This is a genomic window from Pseudoalteromonas pernae (assembly GCF_039831865.1).
Lineage (GTDB): Bacteria > Pseudomonadota > Gammaproteobacteria > Enterobacterales > Alteromonadaceae > Pseudoalteromonas > Pseudoalteromonas pernae.
The window spans coordinates 257,028-275,043 of sequence record NZ_JBDODM010000003.1 but is presented as its reverse complement, the minus strand read 5'-3'; the positions used below and the strand labels follow the sequence as shown (position 1 = coordinate 275,043).

Annotated in this window: 18 protein-coding genes; 9 read left to right on the top strand and 9 right to left on the bottom strand. The window is 46.3% G+C overall.

What is annotated here, in order from left to right; all coding sequences use genetic code 11:
• Nucleotides 1–57 precede the first annotated feature (57 nt).
• The 8 genes from V1358_RS09280 (at nt 58) to V1358_RS09245 (ending at nt 6,221) form a co-directional block, all read left to right on the top strand.
• Nucleotides 58–774 carry a FadR/GntR family transcriptional regulator gene (locus tag V1358_RS09280; RefSeq protein WP_347389704.1) on the top strand — a complete coding sequence of 239 codons (717 nt, stop codon included), beginning with the start codon at nt 58–60 and terminating at the stop codon, nt 772–774.
• A gap of 48 nt (nt 775–822) precedes the next feature.
• A complete protein-coding gene (locus V1358_RS09275) occupies nt 823–1,602 on the top strand; it encodes an SDR family NAD(P)-dependent oxidoreductase (protein ID WP_347389703.1) in 780 nt (259 codons plus the stop codon).
• A 119-nt stretch (nt 1,603–1,721) separates the two neighbouring features.
• A complete protein-coding gene (locus tag V1358_RS09270; protein ID WP_347389702.1) occupies nt 1,722–2,426 on the top strand; it encodes a sulfite exporter TauE/SafE family protein in 705 nt (234 codons plus the stop codon).
• 118 nt (nt 2,427–2,544) lie between these two features.
• Nucleotides 2,545–3,723 carry a tetratricopeptide repeat protein gene (locus V1358_RS09265; RefSeq protein ID WP_347393344.1) on the top strand — a complete coding sequence of 393 codons (1,179 nt, stop codon included), beginning with the start codon at nt 2,545–2,547 and terminating at the stop codon, nt 3,721–3,723.
• Between the two features lie 39 nt (nt 3,724–3,762).
• Nucleotides 3,763–4,620: an SMP-30/gluconolactonase/LRE family protein gene (locus tag V1358_RS09260; RefSeq protein WP_347393343.1), complete on the top strand. Its 858-nt coding sequence runs from the start codon at nt 3,763–3,765 to the stop codon at nt 4,618–4,620.
• Between the two features lie 320 nt (nt 4,621–4,940).
• Nucleotides 4,941–5,294: a DUF1428 domain-containing protein gene (locus V1358_RS09255; protein WP_347393342.1), complete on the top strand. Its 354-nt coding sequence runs from the start codon at nt 4,941–4,943 to the stop codon at nt 5,292–5,294.
• Between the two features lie 169 nt (nt 5,295–5,463).
• A complete protein-coding gene (locus V1358_RS09250; RefSeq protein WP_347393341.1) occupies nt 5,464–5,832 on the top strand; it encodes a hypothetical protein in 369 nt (122 codons plus the stop codon).
• Nucleotides 5,826–6,221, top strand: coding sequence for a hypothetical protein (locus V1358_RS09245; protein ID WP_347389697.1), 396 nt, complete (start codon nt 5,826–5,828; stop codon nt 6,219–6,221). The genes V1358_RS09250 and V1358_RS09245 overlap by 7 nt, the downstream gene beginning before the upstream one ends.
• 50 nt (nt 6,222–6,271) lie before the next feature.
• Here V1358_RS09245 and V1358_RS09240 read toward each other — a convergent pair whose 3' ends face one another.
• Genes V1358_RS09240 through V1358_RS09220 form a run of 5 tightly spaced genes read right to left on the bottom strand, consistent with a single transcriptional unit; the run spans nt 6,272 to nt 11,345 of the window.
• Nucleotides 6,272–7,129, bottom strand: coding sequence for a D-amino acid aminotransferase (locus V1358_RS09240; RefSeq protein WP_347393340.1), 858 nt, complete (start codon nt 7,127–7,129; stop codon nt 6,272–6,274).
• A gap of 9 nt (nt 7,130–7,138) precedes the next feature.
• Nucleotides 7,139–7,996, bottom strand: coding sequence for a DUF4392 domain-containing protein (locus V1358_RS09235; RefSeq protein ID WP_347393339.1), 858 nt, complete (start codon nt 7,994–7,996; stop codon nt 7,139–7,141).
• Nucleotides 7,984–8,712: a 5-oxoprolinase subunit PxpA gene (locus V1358_RS09230; protein WP_347393338.1), complete on the bottom strand. Its 729-nt coding sequence runs from the start codon at nt 8,710–8,712 to the stop codon at nt 7,984–7,986. The genes V1358_RS09235 and V1358_RS09230 overlap by 13 nt, the downstream gene beginning before the upstream one ends.
• Before the next feature lie 8 nt (nt 8,713–8,720).
• Nucleotides 8,721–9,515 carry a putative hydro-lyase gene (locus tag V1358_RS09225; protein ID WP_347389693.1) on the bottom strand — a complete coding sequence of 265 codons (795 nt, stop codon included), beginning with the start codon at nt 9,513–9,515 and terminating at the stop codon, nt 8,721–8,723.
• A gap of 15 nt (nt 9,516–9,530) precedes the next feature.
• Nucleotides 9,531–11,345, bottom strand: a complete 1,815-nt coding sequence (locus V1358_RS09220) for a glycoside hydrolase family 3 protein (protein WP_347393337.1) — start codon at nt 11,343–11,345, stop codon at nt 9,531–9,533.
• Between the two features lie 300 nt (nt 11,346–11,645).
• Between V1358_RS09220 and V1358_RS09215 the strand changes: the two genes are divergently transcribed.
• Nucleotides 11,646–14,498 (top strand): FAD-binding and (Fe-S)-binding domain-containing protein, encoded by a 2,853-nt coding sequence (locus V1358_RS09215; protein ID WP_347393336.1) that lies wholly within the window; start codon nt 11,646–11,648, stop codon nt 14,496–14,498.
• On the opposite strand, the gene V1358_RS09210 is transcribed toward V1358_RS09215, so the two are convergent.
• The 4 genes from V1358_RS09210 to V1358_RS09195 form a co-directional block, all read right to left on the bottom strand.
• Nucleotides 14,480–14,842: a YkvA family protein gene (locus V1358_RS09210; protein ID WP_347393335.1), complete on the bottom strand. Its 363-nt coding sequence runs from the start codon at nt 14,840–14,842 to the stop codon at nt 14,480–14,482. The genes V1358_RS09215 and V1358_RS09210 overlap by 19 nt on opposite strands.
• A 157-nt stretch (nt 14,843–14,999) precedes the next feature.
• A complete protein-coding gene (locus tag V1358_RS09205) occupies nt 15,000–15,929 on the bottom strand; it encodes an endo alpha-1,4 polygalactosaminidase (protein ID WP_347393334.1) in 930 nt (309 codons plus the stop codon).
• A 204-nt stretch (nt 15,930–16,133) separates the two neighbouring features.
• Complete coding sequence (locus V1358_RS09200) at nt 16,134–17,333, bottom strand: ATP-binding protein (protein WP_347393333.1); 1,200 nt, start codon at nt 17,331–17,333, stop codon at nt 16,134–16,136.
• On the bottom strand, nt 17,326–18,015 hold the full coding sequence (locus V1358_RS09195) for a response regulator transcription factor (protein WP_347389687.1): 690 nt from the start codon (nt 18,013–18,015) through the stop codon (nt 17,326–17,328). Before V1358_RS09195 ends, V1358_RS09200 begins: the two co-directional genes overlap by 8 nt.
• Nucleotide 18,016 lies beyond the last annotated feature (1 nt).

The following is an 18,016-nucleotide window of genomic DNA, read 5'->3' as shown; positions in this document are numbered from 1 at the left end:
GTGACCCCACGGGTTGAACTCGGTATGATACTCTGGCAACAGCATAGGATTTAAAGAATGGCGCAAATTGAAAACCTAAATTTGTCTCAGCAAGTTACCAACGAACTTGGTCGCGCAATTATTGCCGGTGAGTTTGACGGTAGTTCTGGATTACCCACTGAAGCGCAATTGTGTGAGCAGTACGGTATTAGCCGCACCGCCGTGCGCGAAGCGGTAAAAATGCTCGCAGCCAAGGGCTTAATTTCATCTCGCCCACGCCAAGGCATACGCGTTGAGCCTGAAAATAACTGGAACTTATATGACACTAGCGTCCTTAAATGGATGCTAGAGAGCAGCCCTTCGTTGTATGTGCTTAAAGAATTTTTGCAAATGCGCTTGGCAATTGAACCACAAGCCGCGGCATTAGCTGCAAAACATGGTACAGCCGAAGCAATAGACCAAATCGCTCAAGCCTGTAACAGCATGGAAGAAGCAGCGCAAGACGATGGTGACATCCACACGCCAGACTTAGCGTTTCATACAGCCGTGCTACTTGCCAGTGGCAATCGTTTCTTCTTTCAACTGCGCGATTTCATCCGCACAGCGCTCAATGTAAGTATTCAGCATACAACACCAGCAAAAGGCAGTAAAAAAGCGATAGCTGAAGAGCATATGAAGGTCTATAAGGCCATCATGAATGGCGAGCCAGAGCGCGCTAAGACGATGATGACTTATATGATCGAAGAAGCAATGGCGTTTATCGACGCAGAAATTAACAAAGCAAAGGCGGGATAAGCGCACTATGCGCTTCGCCCATTGGTCGCTTGGCAACACAGAGCAATCATGAGTAACGCAACCATGCAACTAACACAATATTCGAGTCTAGCAGGCAGGCACGTTTTCATTACCGGCGGCGCTTCGGGCATTGGCGAGTGCATGGTGCGTGGTTTTGGTGCACAAGGTGCAAAAGTAACTTTTATTGATATTGCCCAGAACACCGGTGAGCAACTTGCTGAAGACTTACAAGGGCGCTATCAACACGACCCCTACTTTATGTATTGCGACATTCGTGACACCGATGCGCTCAAAGCCTGCGTAGACAAAGCCGCTGAACTTCACGGTGATATCGGCGTACTGATTAATAACGCTGCCGATGATACCCGGCATACGTTTGATGAAATGGACCAAGCTTATTGGGACGAACGTTTTGCCGTCAATCTTAGGCCGTGCTTCTTTGCTGCGCAGGCGGCAATTCCGCAAATGAAGCGTCTGGGCAAGGGCAGTATTATTAATATGGGCTCGGTTAGTTGGCGCATTAAGCAAACAGGAATGCCCGCATACACCACTGCCAAAGCTGCAATCGAAGGCTTAACGCGTTCTTTAGCAGCGACCCATGGCCAAGATGGCATTCGTGTGAATACGCTGGTTCCAGGTTGGGTCATGACTGAAAAACAGTTATCGCATTGGCTCACTCCTGAACTCCTTGAGCGTGTTCGTCAAAGCCAGTGTATTCCCAAAACCCTCGAACCAGAGCACATTGTAAAAGCAGCACTATTCTTGGCTGCTGATGACAGTGAAATGATGACCGCGCAAAGCATGGTTGTGGACGGCGGTTGGACCTAATATTCCCCCGATTACATGAAATTATCACTGTAATTCATTTGACTGAAATTAAAAGTATTATAATATCAACAGTAATATTTTGATTTGTCCTGCGTGGCGCGGCGAACAGTGAGGAAAGCTTGGCCGACTTTTTCTGGGTATACATCATTTTAATCATAGGTGCCTGTTTACAAAGCGTAATAGGCTTTGGCCTTGGACTATTGTGCGCGCCTGTTTTGTACTGGTTGATGCCTGAACTCGTGCCCGGACCGATGATCCTCAATGCGCTGCTGATCACCGGTTTATTGTCGATTCGCCATCGCGGTGCTATCGATAAGCGCTCTACTGGGATCTCAATTATTGGCGGTACGGTGGGGGTGCTGATAGCTGGAAGTGTCTTAAGTATTGTTAAACCAGAGCAATATCAGTTGCTGCTTGGGGTGACTATCATTCTTGCCGTGTTGTTATCCGTAATCGGTTATGCTCCGCGTGTCAGCATCCCAAATAATCTAGTGGCCTCAGCATTATCTGGGTTTATGGGCACGACAACGGCTGCCGGTGGTGCGCCCATGGGGCTATTGTATCAACGGCAAGAACAACAAAAAATCAAAGCTAATCTCAGCGCATTCTTTGTGTATATTAATTTGTTCGGGATCACCGTATTGTGGGCCACAGGGCGAGTGAATGAACGTGATTTCATTTTGTTTTTACAGTGTATTCCGGCGATTCTTATAGGTTGGGGGCTCTCGCATTTTATTAACCGCAGCTTAGATAATCGCTATGTGCGCTATCTTATATTGTTAGTGGCAGCGCTGTCCGGTGTAGCCTTGGTTGTACTTCACTAACTTAGCCATATTTTGGCTGGTTGCACTAACGACAATTTCTCAATACGCATACCAATCTCAATAAATGTTCGGTAGTCTAGAACCATCAGCATATAAAACAATAAGACGTAGAATTTCAGTGAAAATAGCAATTAAACACACCCTTCTTCTACCACTGCTTTTATTCTTTTTCATGTCTGCTCAAGCTTTTGCATCAAAAAGTGGTGATGTGAATGATGAGCTAGAGCAATTAGGCACTGAGTTTGCGGCTGCGATTAGGCATGGCAACATCAATGCGATTATCGCTATGTACGATATGGAACGTACAGGTGAGTTAGTCGCTGAGCAACTCTACGATGGCAAAAAGCAGCGAACTCATTTCCTCAGCGGTTTTATGAGTAACTCCAAAGAAACCTTCGTTAAGAATTTATTTGCTTTCCAGCAAGCATCTAGCTCCGATGCTACTTTCCTCAAAGTGATCGAAACGGATGGCGAAAAAACACCGGTCGTACGTGTTGACCTAGATACAGGTGGGCATGATTTTGTGCATTTATTTGCTCACAAAAATGAACAAGGAAAATGGCAAGCCTACGATATGTATGTCGCGACAGCGGGTAAACGCGTCACGCAGAAAATGGCTGAAAACCTTACTTTTATGCTTAATTCAAAATCGAATTTGCTGAAGCGTCTGATAGGCGTGAAGCAGTTAGATGAAGAATTGATTGTTGCCTACCGAGAGTTAACTCATCATGTGCAACAAGGTGAAATACAAAAGGCATGGGATATCTACGAGCAGTTGCCTGAAAAGGCCAAGAGGAGTCGGGGGTTGCTAGATATCTCACTTGGGGTTGCGCAACTTTTGTCTGAAGAGCTTTATACTCAGCAGTTAGAGTTGCTCGCAAAATATCACGGTGACGATCCTACAACACTGTTTATGCTCCTCGACTATTACTTCACCGTGGGTGAATACGACAAGGCTATCTCTGGCATTCGCGCTATGCAGGATTTGTATGGCGAAGAAGCAGCATTGAATAACTTACTGGCAAATGTGTATTACATGCTCAATGACAAAGAAAAGGCGCGAGCCTTTGCCAAGAAATCGCGTCAACTCGAGCCTTTCTTCATCGGTGCTTATTGGACTGAACTGACTTTACTCAATGAAGCGAACGAACATCAACAAATGGTGTCGTTGCTGCAAACAATGGAACAAAATTGGGATTTCGATTTTCGAGAGGCGGATTTCGCACAGGACACTATGTACGATATTTTCATTAAATCTGAGCCATTTGTCGCTTGGATGCAATTGAAAAACGACTAGGTTGATTAAAATCAAATAGATGGTGTGAGTTTATAGCCAGTGATTAAAGCGATTATTCCCAGTCAGTGCCTTTTGGGTGAAGGGCCTATCTGCTTTGGTGATGGCAGGTCACTTTTGTGGGTGGATATTAAAAAGCCAGCGCTGCATACCTACGATTTATGCTCTGAACGTTGGCAACAACTAGCCATGCCTGAGCCACTTTGTTGGGTGCTTCCAAGTGAGCGCCTCGGTTTTATCGCCGGTTTTAGGCAATCTCTGTATCAGCTTAACCCAATCTCCGGTGAACGCACTCTCATCCGAGAACTCGATTTAGCTGCTAACATTCGCCTTAATGATGCTGCAGTTGGGCCAAATGGTTCAGTGTTGTTTGGGACGATGGACGACAAAGAAGTGGCTGCGTGTGGTCACCTTTTTCAATACGATGCTGATAATGTTGTCAGAGTTTTGGACTCGGGTTATACCGTCAGTAATGGCCCAGTCTTGAGCCTAGATGGCACAAAACTATTCAGTACAGACTCTGCCAAGCGCACGATTTACTGCTTTGACGTTGATGATGACGGTGCACTTTGTAACAAGCGACTATTCGTAGTTTTTAGCGCAGATATGGGCTACCCAGATGGCATGTGTGTAGACTGTGCTGGGAACTTGTGGGTCGCTGCATTCCAAGGTGGTGGCGTGTATTGCTTTGATAACAATGCTGAGCAAATCAATTTTATTGCTTTACCAGCGTGGCAGGTAACCAGTGTTGCATTTGTTGGTGAGCAACGAGACATGCTAATGGTGACCAGTGCGCGTGTAGGTCTTGAGCAGTCTCATCATCAGCAATTTCCGCATAACGGTGATACCTTTTTGCTCGATGTGGGCAGCCAAGGCCCACATCAGCATCATGCCTTGTGAAGTATGATTACGATTTAATTCATGCAGGGAGCCAGTTCTTGGCGCTTTTGGCGCTGCCGCATGACGGCACTGAGCACCTACATTATCAAACCACCGAAGAGGCGACGTAGCTTGTCTCATTCATTTGTGCACCGCTTGCCAACGCATAGCCGCCAACCCAGGGGCCGATTGCATAGGCTTAGCATAGAGTATCTGGGTGGTCAGCTCCGTGAAATGTTTAAGGCTATGGCTCTGAATGAGTTATGTATTCCTTACACTGCAAATCTTTTTAGCTGCACTATAGTTATGGCTCACCAGCAATAAGAAAAAGGAACACGGTTATGTCTTTTGTAGATGGATTCGTTGTTGCTGTACCCACAGCAAATAAAGAAAAATACATTGAATTTGCAACAATGACTGCAGACATTTTTAAAGAGTATGGTGCGTTAAGGGTCGTGGAAACGTGGGGGAATGATGTTCCCGACGGCGAAGTCACGTCTTTTCCCATGGCGGTGAAGGCCCAAGATGATGAAACCGTGGTGTTTTCTTGGGTTATTTGGCCGTCAAAGGAAGTGCGTGATGCCGGTTGGCAGAAAATGATGGAAGACCCGAGAATGGACCCACAAACCAACCCTATGCCGCTTGATGGCAAGCGCCTTATTTACGGCGGTTTTGACATGATTGTGGATTTGTAAGCGTGTTAGTTGCAAAAACTCAGCAACAACGAGGATACCTAAAACTGAGAGTGTTCGCGTTTAAAATATCTTTTAGTTAGGTATCGCTATGCCTTTGTAGCAACAATCGCGAACAATGCTCAAAAATCATTATGGGTACAAAACGTAAGTGCTTTAACATTAGCCCGCTATGATTAAATTCTTCCTCCTTAAATACATCGCCTTTTTATTAGGTTGCGCCACGTGCTTTGTGTTGCATTCACAATGGCAAGTTCCGCTGGTACTGGCGGCGGCCTTACCCGCTTTTATTGGTTCGTTTATTCCCATTTGGGAGAAATATGGGGCCCACCCTCGGGCTGCAGTCTATGCTGGGTGCTTTGCTGGGATGTGTTCAGCGGAAGTGATCAGTAATTATTGGCAGCTGATTTTGTTGTCGTTAATTGGCACAAGTCTGTATGCGCTCACCATGAATATGTTTCACGGGTTCGGTGGCAAGCTCGGCAGCGTCGCGTTTGTGAGTGTCGCGCTGTTTATGTTGACGCAGGGTGGGTTATGGTAAGCGTTATTTTCATCTCACTCGCAATCACAGGTGCGCTCAGTACCTTCCTTTTGGCCAAGCACAATCATTTTGATGCTATTCGTGCGTCATCGCTGTTAGCTATTATCGCCTATATCAGTTTATATTTTTGCACTGAAGACCCAAACCTATACGCTGCCGTGTTTTTTGGTGGCACCTTTGTGGGGATGAGTGCCCCTCATCGCTTTGGCTGGTATACACAAGTGAGTGCTGCGGTGATATTCGCTCTATTATTTCAGTATCTAGTGCCGCGCTTACAAGGATATGGTGGTGCCATTGGCGTCAGTGCTTTCTTATCTGTGTGTGTTTGCCACTTAGCTATATTGTTAGGAGCGCCAAGAAGTAAAAACAGCGCCAGAGAACAGAATTAGCCATAAAAAAACCGCTCAAAATGAGCGGTTTTTCTTTAGAGCCACACCTATCAGTAGTCGAACTTGTGTGCGGTAAATAGCGTTTGTACGCGCTGCCACATCGGGCCCGGCTTACCTTCGCCAATAACTTTCTCATCCACTTTAACCACAGGGCCTACTTCTTTGGTTGCTGAGGTGATCCATACTTCATCGGCGTTGAGTAATTCCTCTTTGCTGATCACTCGTTCTTGGATTTTAAGGTCGCTGTGAGAGTGGACGATTTGCAAGATTAACCAACGGGTGATCCCCGGCAAAATTTGATTGTCTAAAGGCGGCGTAGAAATGATCCCATCTTTGACGATAAACACGTTGCTTGAACTCGCTTCGGTGATTTCATCTTTGGCGTTGAACAAGATGGTTTCTTTATTGCCTGCGCGTGCACCTGTTTGGTAGTGCATCACATTGCCAAGCAGTGCCGTTGATTTGATATTACAACGTTGCCAACGACGGTCTTGCTCCAGTGACACCTGATAAGAAGTGGCTGTGCTCTCATCATTTGTTGGCTCACCCGGTAGTTCAAAACAGAACGCAAAAACGGTCGGTTTTACACCCTGCGGGTAGGCGTGGTTGCGTTTGCTATCTGTACCGCGACTCACATGCAAGTAAATACCTTGGTTTGGCCCTGGGTTTTTGCTTATTAAGGTGTCACAGATCTCACGCCATGTATCACCGCTGTAATCTAGTTCGATTTCAATGGCTGCAAGGCCATCACGCATGCGCGCAACGTGCGCGTCAAAACCCAGCATTTTGCCATGATATGCCGGAACCACTTCATAAATTCCATCGCCGAACAAAAAGCCGCGATCCATAGGCGAAATTTTCGCTTCTTCCGGCGGCATATACTGGCCATTCAAATACACTAGGCTCATCGTTTTTCCTCATTCATTGGGCAGATAGCCCGTTAGCCTTCTCAATTCGGTGATCAGAGCTTCACCTTGTGTTGCATCAAGCCCATCTTCTGTTGGCTCGTTTCGTCTTGTTACGCCATCCACACTGCCGTGTTTGCTCAAATAGGCGAGCAGTTGTTGGCAATCAATGTCGGCAAGCAAATCCAGCTTTTGCCACAGTGAAAAATATGCGATGAGGGCGTAAGCCCCCCAATTTGATACATCGGCAACGATTAACTCGTCGCATTTGGTAACACTCGGAGTAATGTCTAATTCTCTCAGCGCGTCGATAACATTGCCCATGCCTATTTCATTACCGCCATCGCCTATCGCGATGGTAGGGCAAGGGGCAAAAGTCATAAAGGGGTCGAAGTTCGCGCAGCCGTGGCTGATATCCTCGCCGCGCATATTGCAATATTTCCCTTGGGCATTGAGGCCGGGCCTTTCGATTGCAACAACACAGCCGATGTCGCGGCTTTCGTAAAAGTTTAACGCCTGCTGTTTCGCACCCTCAAGGTCATTGATAGCCAATTGTAAGCATTCAAAGTCCGTCACTAACTTACTGTAAAGTGGGTCACCACAGACCAAAATCGGATTCTTTCCTAGTGCTTCAAGGGCATTGTAAAGGGCTATGGCGCCCACAGGCCCGTCGGTTTCAAAGGTGCCAATGACCGGAAATCCCGTGCTAATTAGAATTTCACCTTGTGCCTCGAACAAGGTTTTTGCCGCGCGATGTACATAGCCTGCGCTTAGCTCTTTTTGAATGGTAGCCATACCACGCAAATTGCGCGCAACCAGCAAATCCTCGATTGCTCGGCTCAATTGCAACTCTGGCGTTAACGGGCACATAGCGCACGTATCTCTTTAATGGCGGCAACACCTTCTGCATTATCGCCGTGCACGCACAAGGTATCCGCTTGCAGCGCAATCACCTTGCCAGTGTCTGTCGTCACTGTACCTTCATTAACAAGTTGCGAAACTTGCGCAAGCATTTGTTCCTTATTCAACACGCTGCCTGTTTGGCTGCGGGGCGTTAAGGTGCCGGCATCCGTGTAACGTCTATCAGCAAAGGCTTCGAAAAGTACAGTGACCCCTGTGTTTTTGGCAAGCTCAATGTGATGAGCAGCCTGATTGGTTGCCAACATCATGAGTTTGAGGTCACTCGGGTAGCGACTGACGGCTTCAAGTACGCTGATGAGAATGTCTTCATTAGCCATCATGTCGTTATAAAGTGCGCCGTGTGGTTTCACATAGTGAACATCGACACCTTGTACCGCAGCCATACCACTGAGCGCGGCTATTTGATAGTGTAAATCGCAGGTGAGCTCATGTTTACTCAACGCCATAGAACGACGACCAAAGCCTTGTCTGTCAGGGTAACTTGGATGTGCGCCGACCTTTACGTTGTGCTGCTTTGCCAGCGCTAGGGTGCGGGTCATCACTTGGGAGTCGCCACCATGAAAGCCACAGGCAATATTGGCTAGGTCAATGTGGGGCATGGCCAGTGCATCTTCGCCCATTTTCCAGCTGCCGTAACTTTCACCTAAGTCGCAATTGAGTAACATAAGGGCTCCTAAAACGTCGCCAGTGACGTATTTTTAATGTCTAACACCAGCATATGACCTGGGCTGTGGGTAATACAAAAATCTGGACAAGCATTGGTGATGGCAACTTGCGGAGTGACACCACATGCCCAAAATACCGGCACTTCGCCATCTTTAATCGTTACCGCCTCACCAAAATCGGGGGTATTGATGTCCTCGATGCCAATCGCAGCAGGGTCGCCAAAATGCACCGGAGCACCATGAACTTTAGGATAACGGCTACAAATTTGGATAGCGCGAATCGCATCTTTGGGTTTCATCGGTCGCATGCTCACGACCATATTGCCCTTAAACGGCCCGGCACTTTGGCAAGGTATGTTGGTGATGTACATAGGCACATTTTTTTGCTCGGATATATTGCGGATCTCAATATCATCGGCAATGAGCGCCTCTTCAAAGGAAAATGAACAGCCTATTAAAAAGCTTACTAAATCATCTCGCCAAATATCACTCACATCTGTCGGCTCACAGACGAGTTGGCCATTTTTAAATACGCGATAACGCGGCAGGTCACTGCGCAAATCCAGATTTTTAGCTAATTCATCAAGACCAACAGCCCCTGCATCGGTTTGCCCAAGTAAGGGGCATGCTTGCGGATTGAGTTGGCAAAATCGCAAAAAGTCATAGGCATAGGTCTTTGGCAAAATAACCAAATTCGCTTGCACAAAGCCAGGGGCAAAGCCAGAAGTGTTGCCACTGTAATCACCATTGCGGATCAGCTCGCGAATGGCTTGTGGCGTTTTTAAAGAGGCATTGGCATTCATCGCTTTCCCTATTGTTTATTCTGAATCAGCTTGGTTAACAGTCACAGGCAAGCTGCCCTTCGCACTGATTTTGCCGGCTAATACTTTAGCAAGGGCAGAAAATGCTGGGCCCTTCACTGTTTGACCATTGTCTACATCTATATTGTAGGCGTAGGTGGCAAGTGCCACTTGAGCATACTGTCCGAATTGAGCAACATCATAGGGTGCTCGCAGACTTACGAAAATAGTTTTGACTTTATGCGCTTGTGCCTGTGCCATCAGAGCTTCGAGCGCTTTTGGTTGCTCTGAGCGCGAAAGTGAAAAGGCTTCAAGAGCTTCAACGTCGTCCATACCGCCGATTTCCACAGCACTCTGTGCAGGACTGGCATTGGCGGCTATAACCAGATCAGTCTTGCTGAGCGTTTCTTGTGTTTGTTCAGGGTCGAACCCTTGCAGGCTCACGCAATGAAACGTTTTGTCCTTTACGCCTGTGGCTTCTAGTGCTTGTTGCAAGGCCATGCATTTGCGCGTATCTGGCATGATAAGTGTAATGTGTTGAGCATCAGCGACTAGTTTTGGCGCAAGCTGGGTATTTTTAATATCGGTAATCGCCGCTTCGGCAATTTGGGCTTCAATCACGCGATGTGCTTTACTACCTAGCACGGCGTTAGCTTGGCTCACTTGCTTGTCAATACTAGAAGACTGATCGCCCAAATTGTAACGCGCTTTGAGCGCTTTGATGCGTGCACTGGATTGGCTAATTTCCTGTTTGTTTAGTTCGCCATTTTCAACAGCTGCAACTAGCTCTTGCATGAGGGTATCGAATTGTGCGATTTCTTCGTCATTGCGAATAGGAATTGGCATAAGAGCGATATCAACACCTGCTTTGAAGGTGTTGATCACCGCGTCTTTTGGTGTGAAGAAATGGCTGATACCCGCCATGTCTAACGCATCGGTAATCGTTACGCCATCGTAACCTAATTCATCACGTAACAAATCGGTCATGATCGCACGCGACATAGTTGCAGGTTTGACCATCGTTTTTCCGTCTTTACTGACGAAAGTAGAGTCATCCAGTGCTGGGTATTGAATATGCGCTGTCATGATCATGCCAGGCGCATGTCCTTCATCGATAATCGCTTTGAATGGCGCAATGTCTTGGCTCATTACTTGTGCTTTATCGTGCTCCACTTTAGGTAAACCTGTATGGCTATCAACGCTGGTATCACCATGCCCTGGGAAATGCTTCAGTGCAGCAATAACTTGGTGATTTTGCATTGCCTCTACTTGTGCACCGCCAAGTTCAGCAACGAGTTTTGGGTCCTCACCGAAGGAGCGTACATTAATCACTGGGTTTTCAGGATTCATATTTACATCGACAGTGGGGGCGTAGTTGACGTTAAAACCGAGCACCTTGAGCTCTTTCGCTAATACTTGTGCAGCGGCTGTGGCGTAATGAGTGCCATGTTCTGCATAGGTGGCGCCAATAGACATATTTCCTGTCATCGCAGTGCCGATATCGCGTGGAATACGGGCTACTCGACCACCTTCTTGGTCAACACTGATAAATAGAGGGGCGCCGAGCGAGCTGAGTTTAGCGGCATCTTGCAATTGTTGATTCAGAGTAACAACCTGCTGGGTGTTTTCGATGTTTTCAGCGAATAAGATCACCCCACCAATGTTGTGCTTAGCCACTAGGTTTGCGAGAGCGGGTGGCAAGGAAGTCATTGGTGTGCGGCACTTTTCACTCTCTTGTGCGTTATCTTCACAGTAATAACGAAAGTCCAACATTAACTTTTGACCAAGTTGTTCAGCTAACGTTGGCGCTTTCGCATGAGCGGTAGCACTCATAAAAACACATCCTACAATCGATACGAGGTTAAATTTGGTGCGCCAGCTGGCAGCCAACGCTTTTGTTATTAGACGGTAGTTCACATCACTTCCCCAGCAGGAGTCTATTTTATGCTTTTGGAATAAAGTATTCATGATTCTATAGCGTTTGTCGGTAAAAAAACAAGCTTTGTCGATGAATAAGAATTACGCTCAATCCTTTGTTAATTCTGTTCATAATTCGCTTTTTATGAATAGCAGTTTAATAATATTTTATTCCAAGTTATGCTAGGGCTAGTTGCAATAACCGTTCATCTCATTATGTCAGAGTCTCATAGCGCCATGGAAGCCTTCATTCAGGCCCTTCAGCCCACATTGCCAAAACAGCAAATTGTGGACGATTACGCCTTACGATATGCGTTAGCGACTGATGCTAGTTTTTATCGACTGATACCGCATTATGTGGTGATGGTTAAAAACGCCCAGCAAGTACAGCATATCGTGACGCAGGCAAACCGTTATGAAATAGCGTTGACCTTTCGAGCAGCGGGAACCAGTTTGTCAGGGCAGGCAATCAGCGACAGTGTGTTAGTGGTACTGAGCGATGATTGGCAGGATATCGATATTGCGCCAAGTGGTGAGTGGGTCAAAGTGTGCCCGTCAATGATAGGGGCGAAAGTGAATGCTTTGCTCGCCCCGTTCGGGCGAAAAATAGGCCCCGACCCGGCGTCAATTAATACCTGCAAGATTGGCGGTATCGCCGCCAATAATGCCTCGGGTATGTGTTGTGGAGTGAAAAATAACAGTTATCACACCCTCAAAGACATGACGCTTATCTTCGCTGACGGCACCCGATTGGATACCAGCGATAAAGACAGTGTCGCGCTGTTTAAGCAATCTCATAAGATGTTTATTGAAGCGTTGGAAAAGCTGGCTCAAGAGGTCAAACAAAACACGGATTTGGCGCAGCGCATCGGCCATAAATACCGTTTGAAAAATACCACAGGTTACGGCCTTAACGCGTTGGTGGATTACAGCGATGGTATCGACATTATCAAGCATTTACTCATAGGATCCGAAGGCACGTTAGCCTTTATTGCTGATATTACCTATAACACGGTTGTCGACCCCAATTTCAAACAAACAGGTTTATTTACTTTTGCGAACATTGAGAGTGCCTGTGAGCTCATCAAGCAATTGAGTCTCTTAGATATTGAGGCGGTGGAAATGCTCGACAAGCGTGCCTTAATGTCGGTGCGCGATCACAGTGTAATGCCGCAAAATGTTAACGAATTTCCCGACGATTCCGTGGCATTGCTAATCGAAATTGCAGGTGAAAGCCAAGCGCAACTCGATGCAATCAATTCGACAGTGACAGAGTTACTAGATACTTACACCGACCATCTTGTACATCACTACCCATTAAGTGATGACAAAGTTCGAGCGCAAGCGCTTTGGAATGTGCGCAAAGGCACTTTCCCTGCGGTGGGGGCTGTGCGTAAAACGGGCACCACAGTGATTATTGAAGATGTTGCGTTTGCGCTTGAAGACCTAAGTACAGGTATTCATTCCTTACATCAACTCTTTGATAAACATGGCTATGATGAAGCAATTATTTTTGGTCATGCTTTAGCGGGCAATCTGCACTTTGTATTTACGCAAGGGTTTGAGAGTGTTGAAGAAGTATCGCGTTATGAGCGCTTTATGGCTGACGTGGCACAGTTAGTTGCTGTTGACTTAAATGGTTCGCTGAAAGCTGAGCATGGCACGGGCCGGAACATGGCACCCTATGTTGAATTGGAATGGGGCAGTGATGGTTATCAGGTTATGCAGCGCATCAAAGCCTTGTTCGATGAAAAAGGTATTTTAAACCCTGGGGTGATCCTCAACGCTGATGAAAAAGCGCATGTGAAAAACCTCAAAGCTATGCCAGCAAGTGATGAGCAAATTGACCCGTGTATCGAATGTGGGTTTTGTGAACCTGTTTGCCCGTCAAAAGAATACACTTTAACTCCACGGCAGCGGATCAGTCTTAAACGTCATGAACAACAATTACGCCAGCAGTTGCATCTGCAACAAGATACTAGCCAAACCCAAAGTTTGCGCCAGAAACTAGGCGCAGTGCAGCAGCGCTACCAGCATTTAGCTATCGACAGTTGTGCTGCCACTGGATTGTGTGCAACGCGCTGTCCTGTGGGGATTGACACCGGTGCGTACATTAAATCGTTACGGGCCGAACAAGCACAGAACAGCCGTATCATTCGCGCAATCTCCAAGATGACAGCGGCACATTTTTCGCGCACATCCACCTTTGCCCGCGTGGGTATTCGCAGTACGCACTTTATGGCGCGCACTCTAGGCCAACAAAGAGTGCAGAATATGAGCCGTTGGCTGCACAAGAATTTTGGTGCACCCCTTTATTACAGCGCCTGGCCGCTCGCGCAAAATCAACAACCCCGAATCGCTGAACCACGCAAGTTAGAACGTAAAGTGGTTTATATCCCAAGTTGCGCTAATCGTATCTTCGCCAATGATGACCAGCGCAGTGTGCAAAGCGTATTTGCAAGTCTGTGCCAAAAAGCGGGAGTGAGCATAGTTTCTCCCACTAAGCTTGAGGAACTGTGCTGTGGGATGCCGTGGCAAAGTAAAGGACTAAATGAGCAAGCGCAAGATAAACAAACCCAGTTGCAGCAATCAATCGCTACATTGAGTGAAGGGGGGAAATGGCCAGTGGTGATGGACGCCAGCCCCTGCGCCATGAAAAGCCAAGTTAGCGATAGTATTCAAGTAATTGACGCCATGGCATTTGCCACTGAATACTTGTTACCGTATCTCAAGGTTGAACAAGCCGATGACACCGTTTGGGTGCATGTTACCTGTAGTTCACAGCACATGGATGGCGGCCAGAGTATGCTGCAATTGGCCAATGCACTGAGTAAAGACGTTCAAACGACAGGAGTCAGTTGTTGTGGCTTCGCCGGTGACAAAGGCTTCACCCAGCCCGAACTAAACGCACATGCGCTGCGAGGCCTCAAAGCAAAAAGACCTCCCAGCTGCCAACAAGGTTATTCAAACAGCCGCACCTGTGAAATTGGTTTAAAAGAGCACAGCGATGTGCCCTTTAAGTCGTTATTACATCTGCTTGATGAGCAATCTCAAAGTGCTGAGGTGTGAAACCACTTCTCCATTAGCTTAGTGGTCTTATTTTTGGCTTTGATGCGGATGTTTAAATCCATGCAGGAAAACAAGGATACAACGGCGGCGATGATTAATAAGCCATCGTCGATATAACCCAATGTGGGCGTGAGGTCGTGCAATAAATCAGCGGGAATAAAGAGATAAACAAAGGCACCATAGATAGCTAAACGATGCGCGCTGGTGCAGTTTGAGCTGGTAAATGCATGGTACAGCAACATGGTGATGCGAACAGCCGCTGCACACATATCAAAAATCACTGAACGAACCATAGCTAACAGGTGTTTGTGCGCGTGGTAATGCGCTTTGGCTTTGTTATTCATTGCCGGAACCCCGAATGAGCAACTCCCTTGCAGTTAAGCGATATCAGTTCAGGCTAGTGCATAGCATCCATTAGGGTTATTACAAGGCATTACGACTTTGCAAAAATGCGGTACTAAAGTAGCCCAAGCAGGTGCTCGGGCTGAGGTGTGTGCAGGGCTATTGGCAACTAAAGCGATAGGCGTCGTCTAACTCTCTCGGTAACACGAGGGAATAGATGCCTAGTTCACTTGTATGTGCGCACATCTGTTCAAACTCGCTACTTCCAGCACCACTTACACCCAAATATTCAACATGAAATACAGGCTTATTGCTGTTTACAAAAGGAGTCAACATTTCACATTCATTCCAGCGAATGCATGATTCATTGATGGCGAAATCATAGTAAGTATGAAGATCTGCTAATTGATCTAAATTGTTTTTCAACCCAACGAACAGTTGTGCATCATGTGCTGACGAAGCAATAAACATATTGTATTCAAGTTGTTGATCATAGCTGATGTTAAAGCCGCTTTGTTGTGTATGCAGGTCGACATTATCCGGGTCAACAGCATCACAGCCTTTTTGTTTGGCCAAAGCAATACGGTTTAGCATTACTGCTCGTACAGATTCGTGCCTTGTATCTAACCAGTATTCTCCTGGCCAATCACCCAATGGCTCTCCTAAGGCTTCTGGCGCAAAATCGCTGGCGTCTTCGCGCCACTCCTCAAACGTACCCGCGGAAAAATAGCAAATAGCTTTGGCACCAGAGTTTTTAATATCTGCGATTGTTTGAGCACTAACATCAAACAAGTCAAATACATAGGCATCTACTGTGTACTCTAGGTTTAAAGCCCCTTGCAACTGCATTTGATAGCTCGCGCCAGCGTTTAGGAATGTGCTTGCTGGTGGCTCAGCTGGCGGATCTTCAGGATCTGTTGGTGGTTCTTCAGGTTGGCAATGCTTACGAGGACGGCATGTCTGCCCAGAGTCGGGATCCTGCGTCTTCTTTCCCTGAGTTGTGACGTCTTTTGCCCCTGCGGCGTCGACATTGAATGAGAACATTGCTGTAACTAAAAGTGGTACTAAAATACTGAGTAATCGGTACATGGCCAATCCTAAAGTGTTAGTTTAGACAGGCGAAAGTGTATGCCTAACCATGCTATTTAACTAGTTATTAATAACTAATATTTAAAAAATGAGATTAAAGTATTGGTTTTGGTTTGTAGCTGTGTAATGTAACAAAGTACCAAGCTAGGAATGAATTAAGCGCGATGAGTGCTACAAATGAGATCTTCGAGAAAGATATTGGTGCTAATTTGTTTTTGGCCACACAACAGTAATATGCGCGCCGCCCGTTTGTGAGTGATTATTCAGAGTTAAATGGCCGCCGTGCCATAGACAAATGCGGTCAACAATATACAAACCTAAACCATAACCACTGGCAACGGCACTTTCCTTAGATGAGGAGAAAGGATCGAGTAGCGAGTCAGCATCATTAGGCAGTCCAGGACCGTCATCGAACACTTCAAGAATTTGGTTATCGCCATCGGCTGTTAATGTTAACACCACTTTATTTTGCGCATATTTTACGCCATTGAATAACAAGTTTTGCACCAACACCGAGAAACTAGCGGGTTCACAAAATAGTTGTCTAACAGCTACTTGCGTTTCAATGGTGACATCAGTGAACACTTGATTCTTGCTCGCTTCTAGGGAAATGAATTGGTGTGCATCAATCCCTTTGAGCTCTAACGGCTTGGTGAGATATTCAACGCGGGCGAAGTCTAAATACTGACATAGGCGGTTTTCTATTTCGTCTATATTTCGGTGTATGGTTTGCTCAAGCTCATCATCAATGTCGTTGTGCAGTGAAAGGATAAAGCGCATACGTGACAAGGGGGTGCGGATCTCATGAGAGATAATCCGCGATAAATCTTCATGCAGTTGAATAAACTTACTGATTCGCTCCGACATATCGCTCAGCGTTTGCGCCAACGGGTACACAGTGGAGCTGGGCTTTACATTGGTTTTAAAGGCTTTCTTTTCCTTGGCAAAGCGACGAGCTGCTCTTTTTAAACGCGCTAAATCTTTAAATACTGGCCAGATAAACGACATAACTAACAACGCAATGGCACTGTAGGCCAATAAGAAGTAAATGCTGTGTTCTTCTTGTGGGGGCGCGACGGTAATGGGGCCAATGCGATATACCTTGTTGCTGCTTGCATCGTCACTGAGTAAGTATACGAAGTTGCCCTCTTCTTGCGAGACGGTGAGCATTTTGTTGGTATTAAGGTGTTGTTCTAGCGAGGGAGGCAAAGCGAGCTCTTGGCGCTCAAGCACAGCCATGGTATTGCTTTTATCCTCAATTAGCGCAGGCCACTGAGAAATAGGTAATGCGATGCTTGGACTTTGTTCGAACAAGTAATTTTGGTAAATCTGGCCAAATGCGATTAACGCAGCTATGACACTAAAAATGATGAACGCATAAAGGCGAAAAAATTGCTTACGCATGAGGCTCGTTTGGTATTTGCAGCAAGTAGCCTTCACCGCGGATGGAGATGATATCTAGACCTTCAATGCCATGGTCACGAATTTTGCGTCTTAATCGGCTGATTTTTAAATCCGCAGCCCTATCTAAGCCATCGTATTCACGCCCGATAATTTCTTTAAACAAGGTTTCCCGTGACAATGGCGTTGGGTAATTTTGGAAGAACAGTGTAAATAAACGAATTTCATCGTCATTTAAGTTGATTTGTTGATTGTGGCAAATCAGGGTTCGATGCGCCGTATCAAGCTTTACAGGGCCGATAGCCTTACTCGCTTCCCCTTTGCCACTGAGGCGCAAACTGTTGTTAACTCTGGCGAGTAATACTTCCGGGCGAATTGGTTTAATTAGGTAATCATTGGCTCCTAAATTTAATCCTTTAATTTGCGAGCGGTCTGAATCTAATGCTGTTAAAAAGAGAACGGGGCAGCTAAAGTTCTTCTTTAACATCGGGAAAAGTTCAAAACCATTGCCGTCAGGTAACATCACATCACACAAAATGATATCTGGGTGAAACTGGGAGTAGCCCGTTTTAAATTGGGCAATGGTGTTAACTGTGGTGACATCAAGTCCGTTTTGACTCAAAAAACGACTAATTAAGTTGGCTAATTCCTTGTCGTCCTCTATTAATAAAACTTGATGGTTCAAT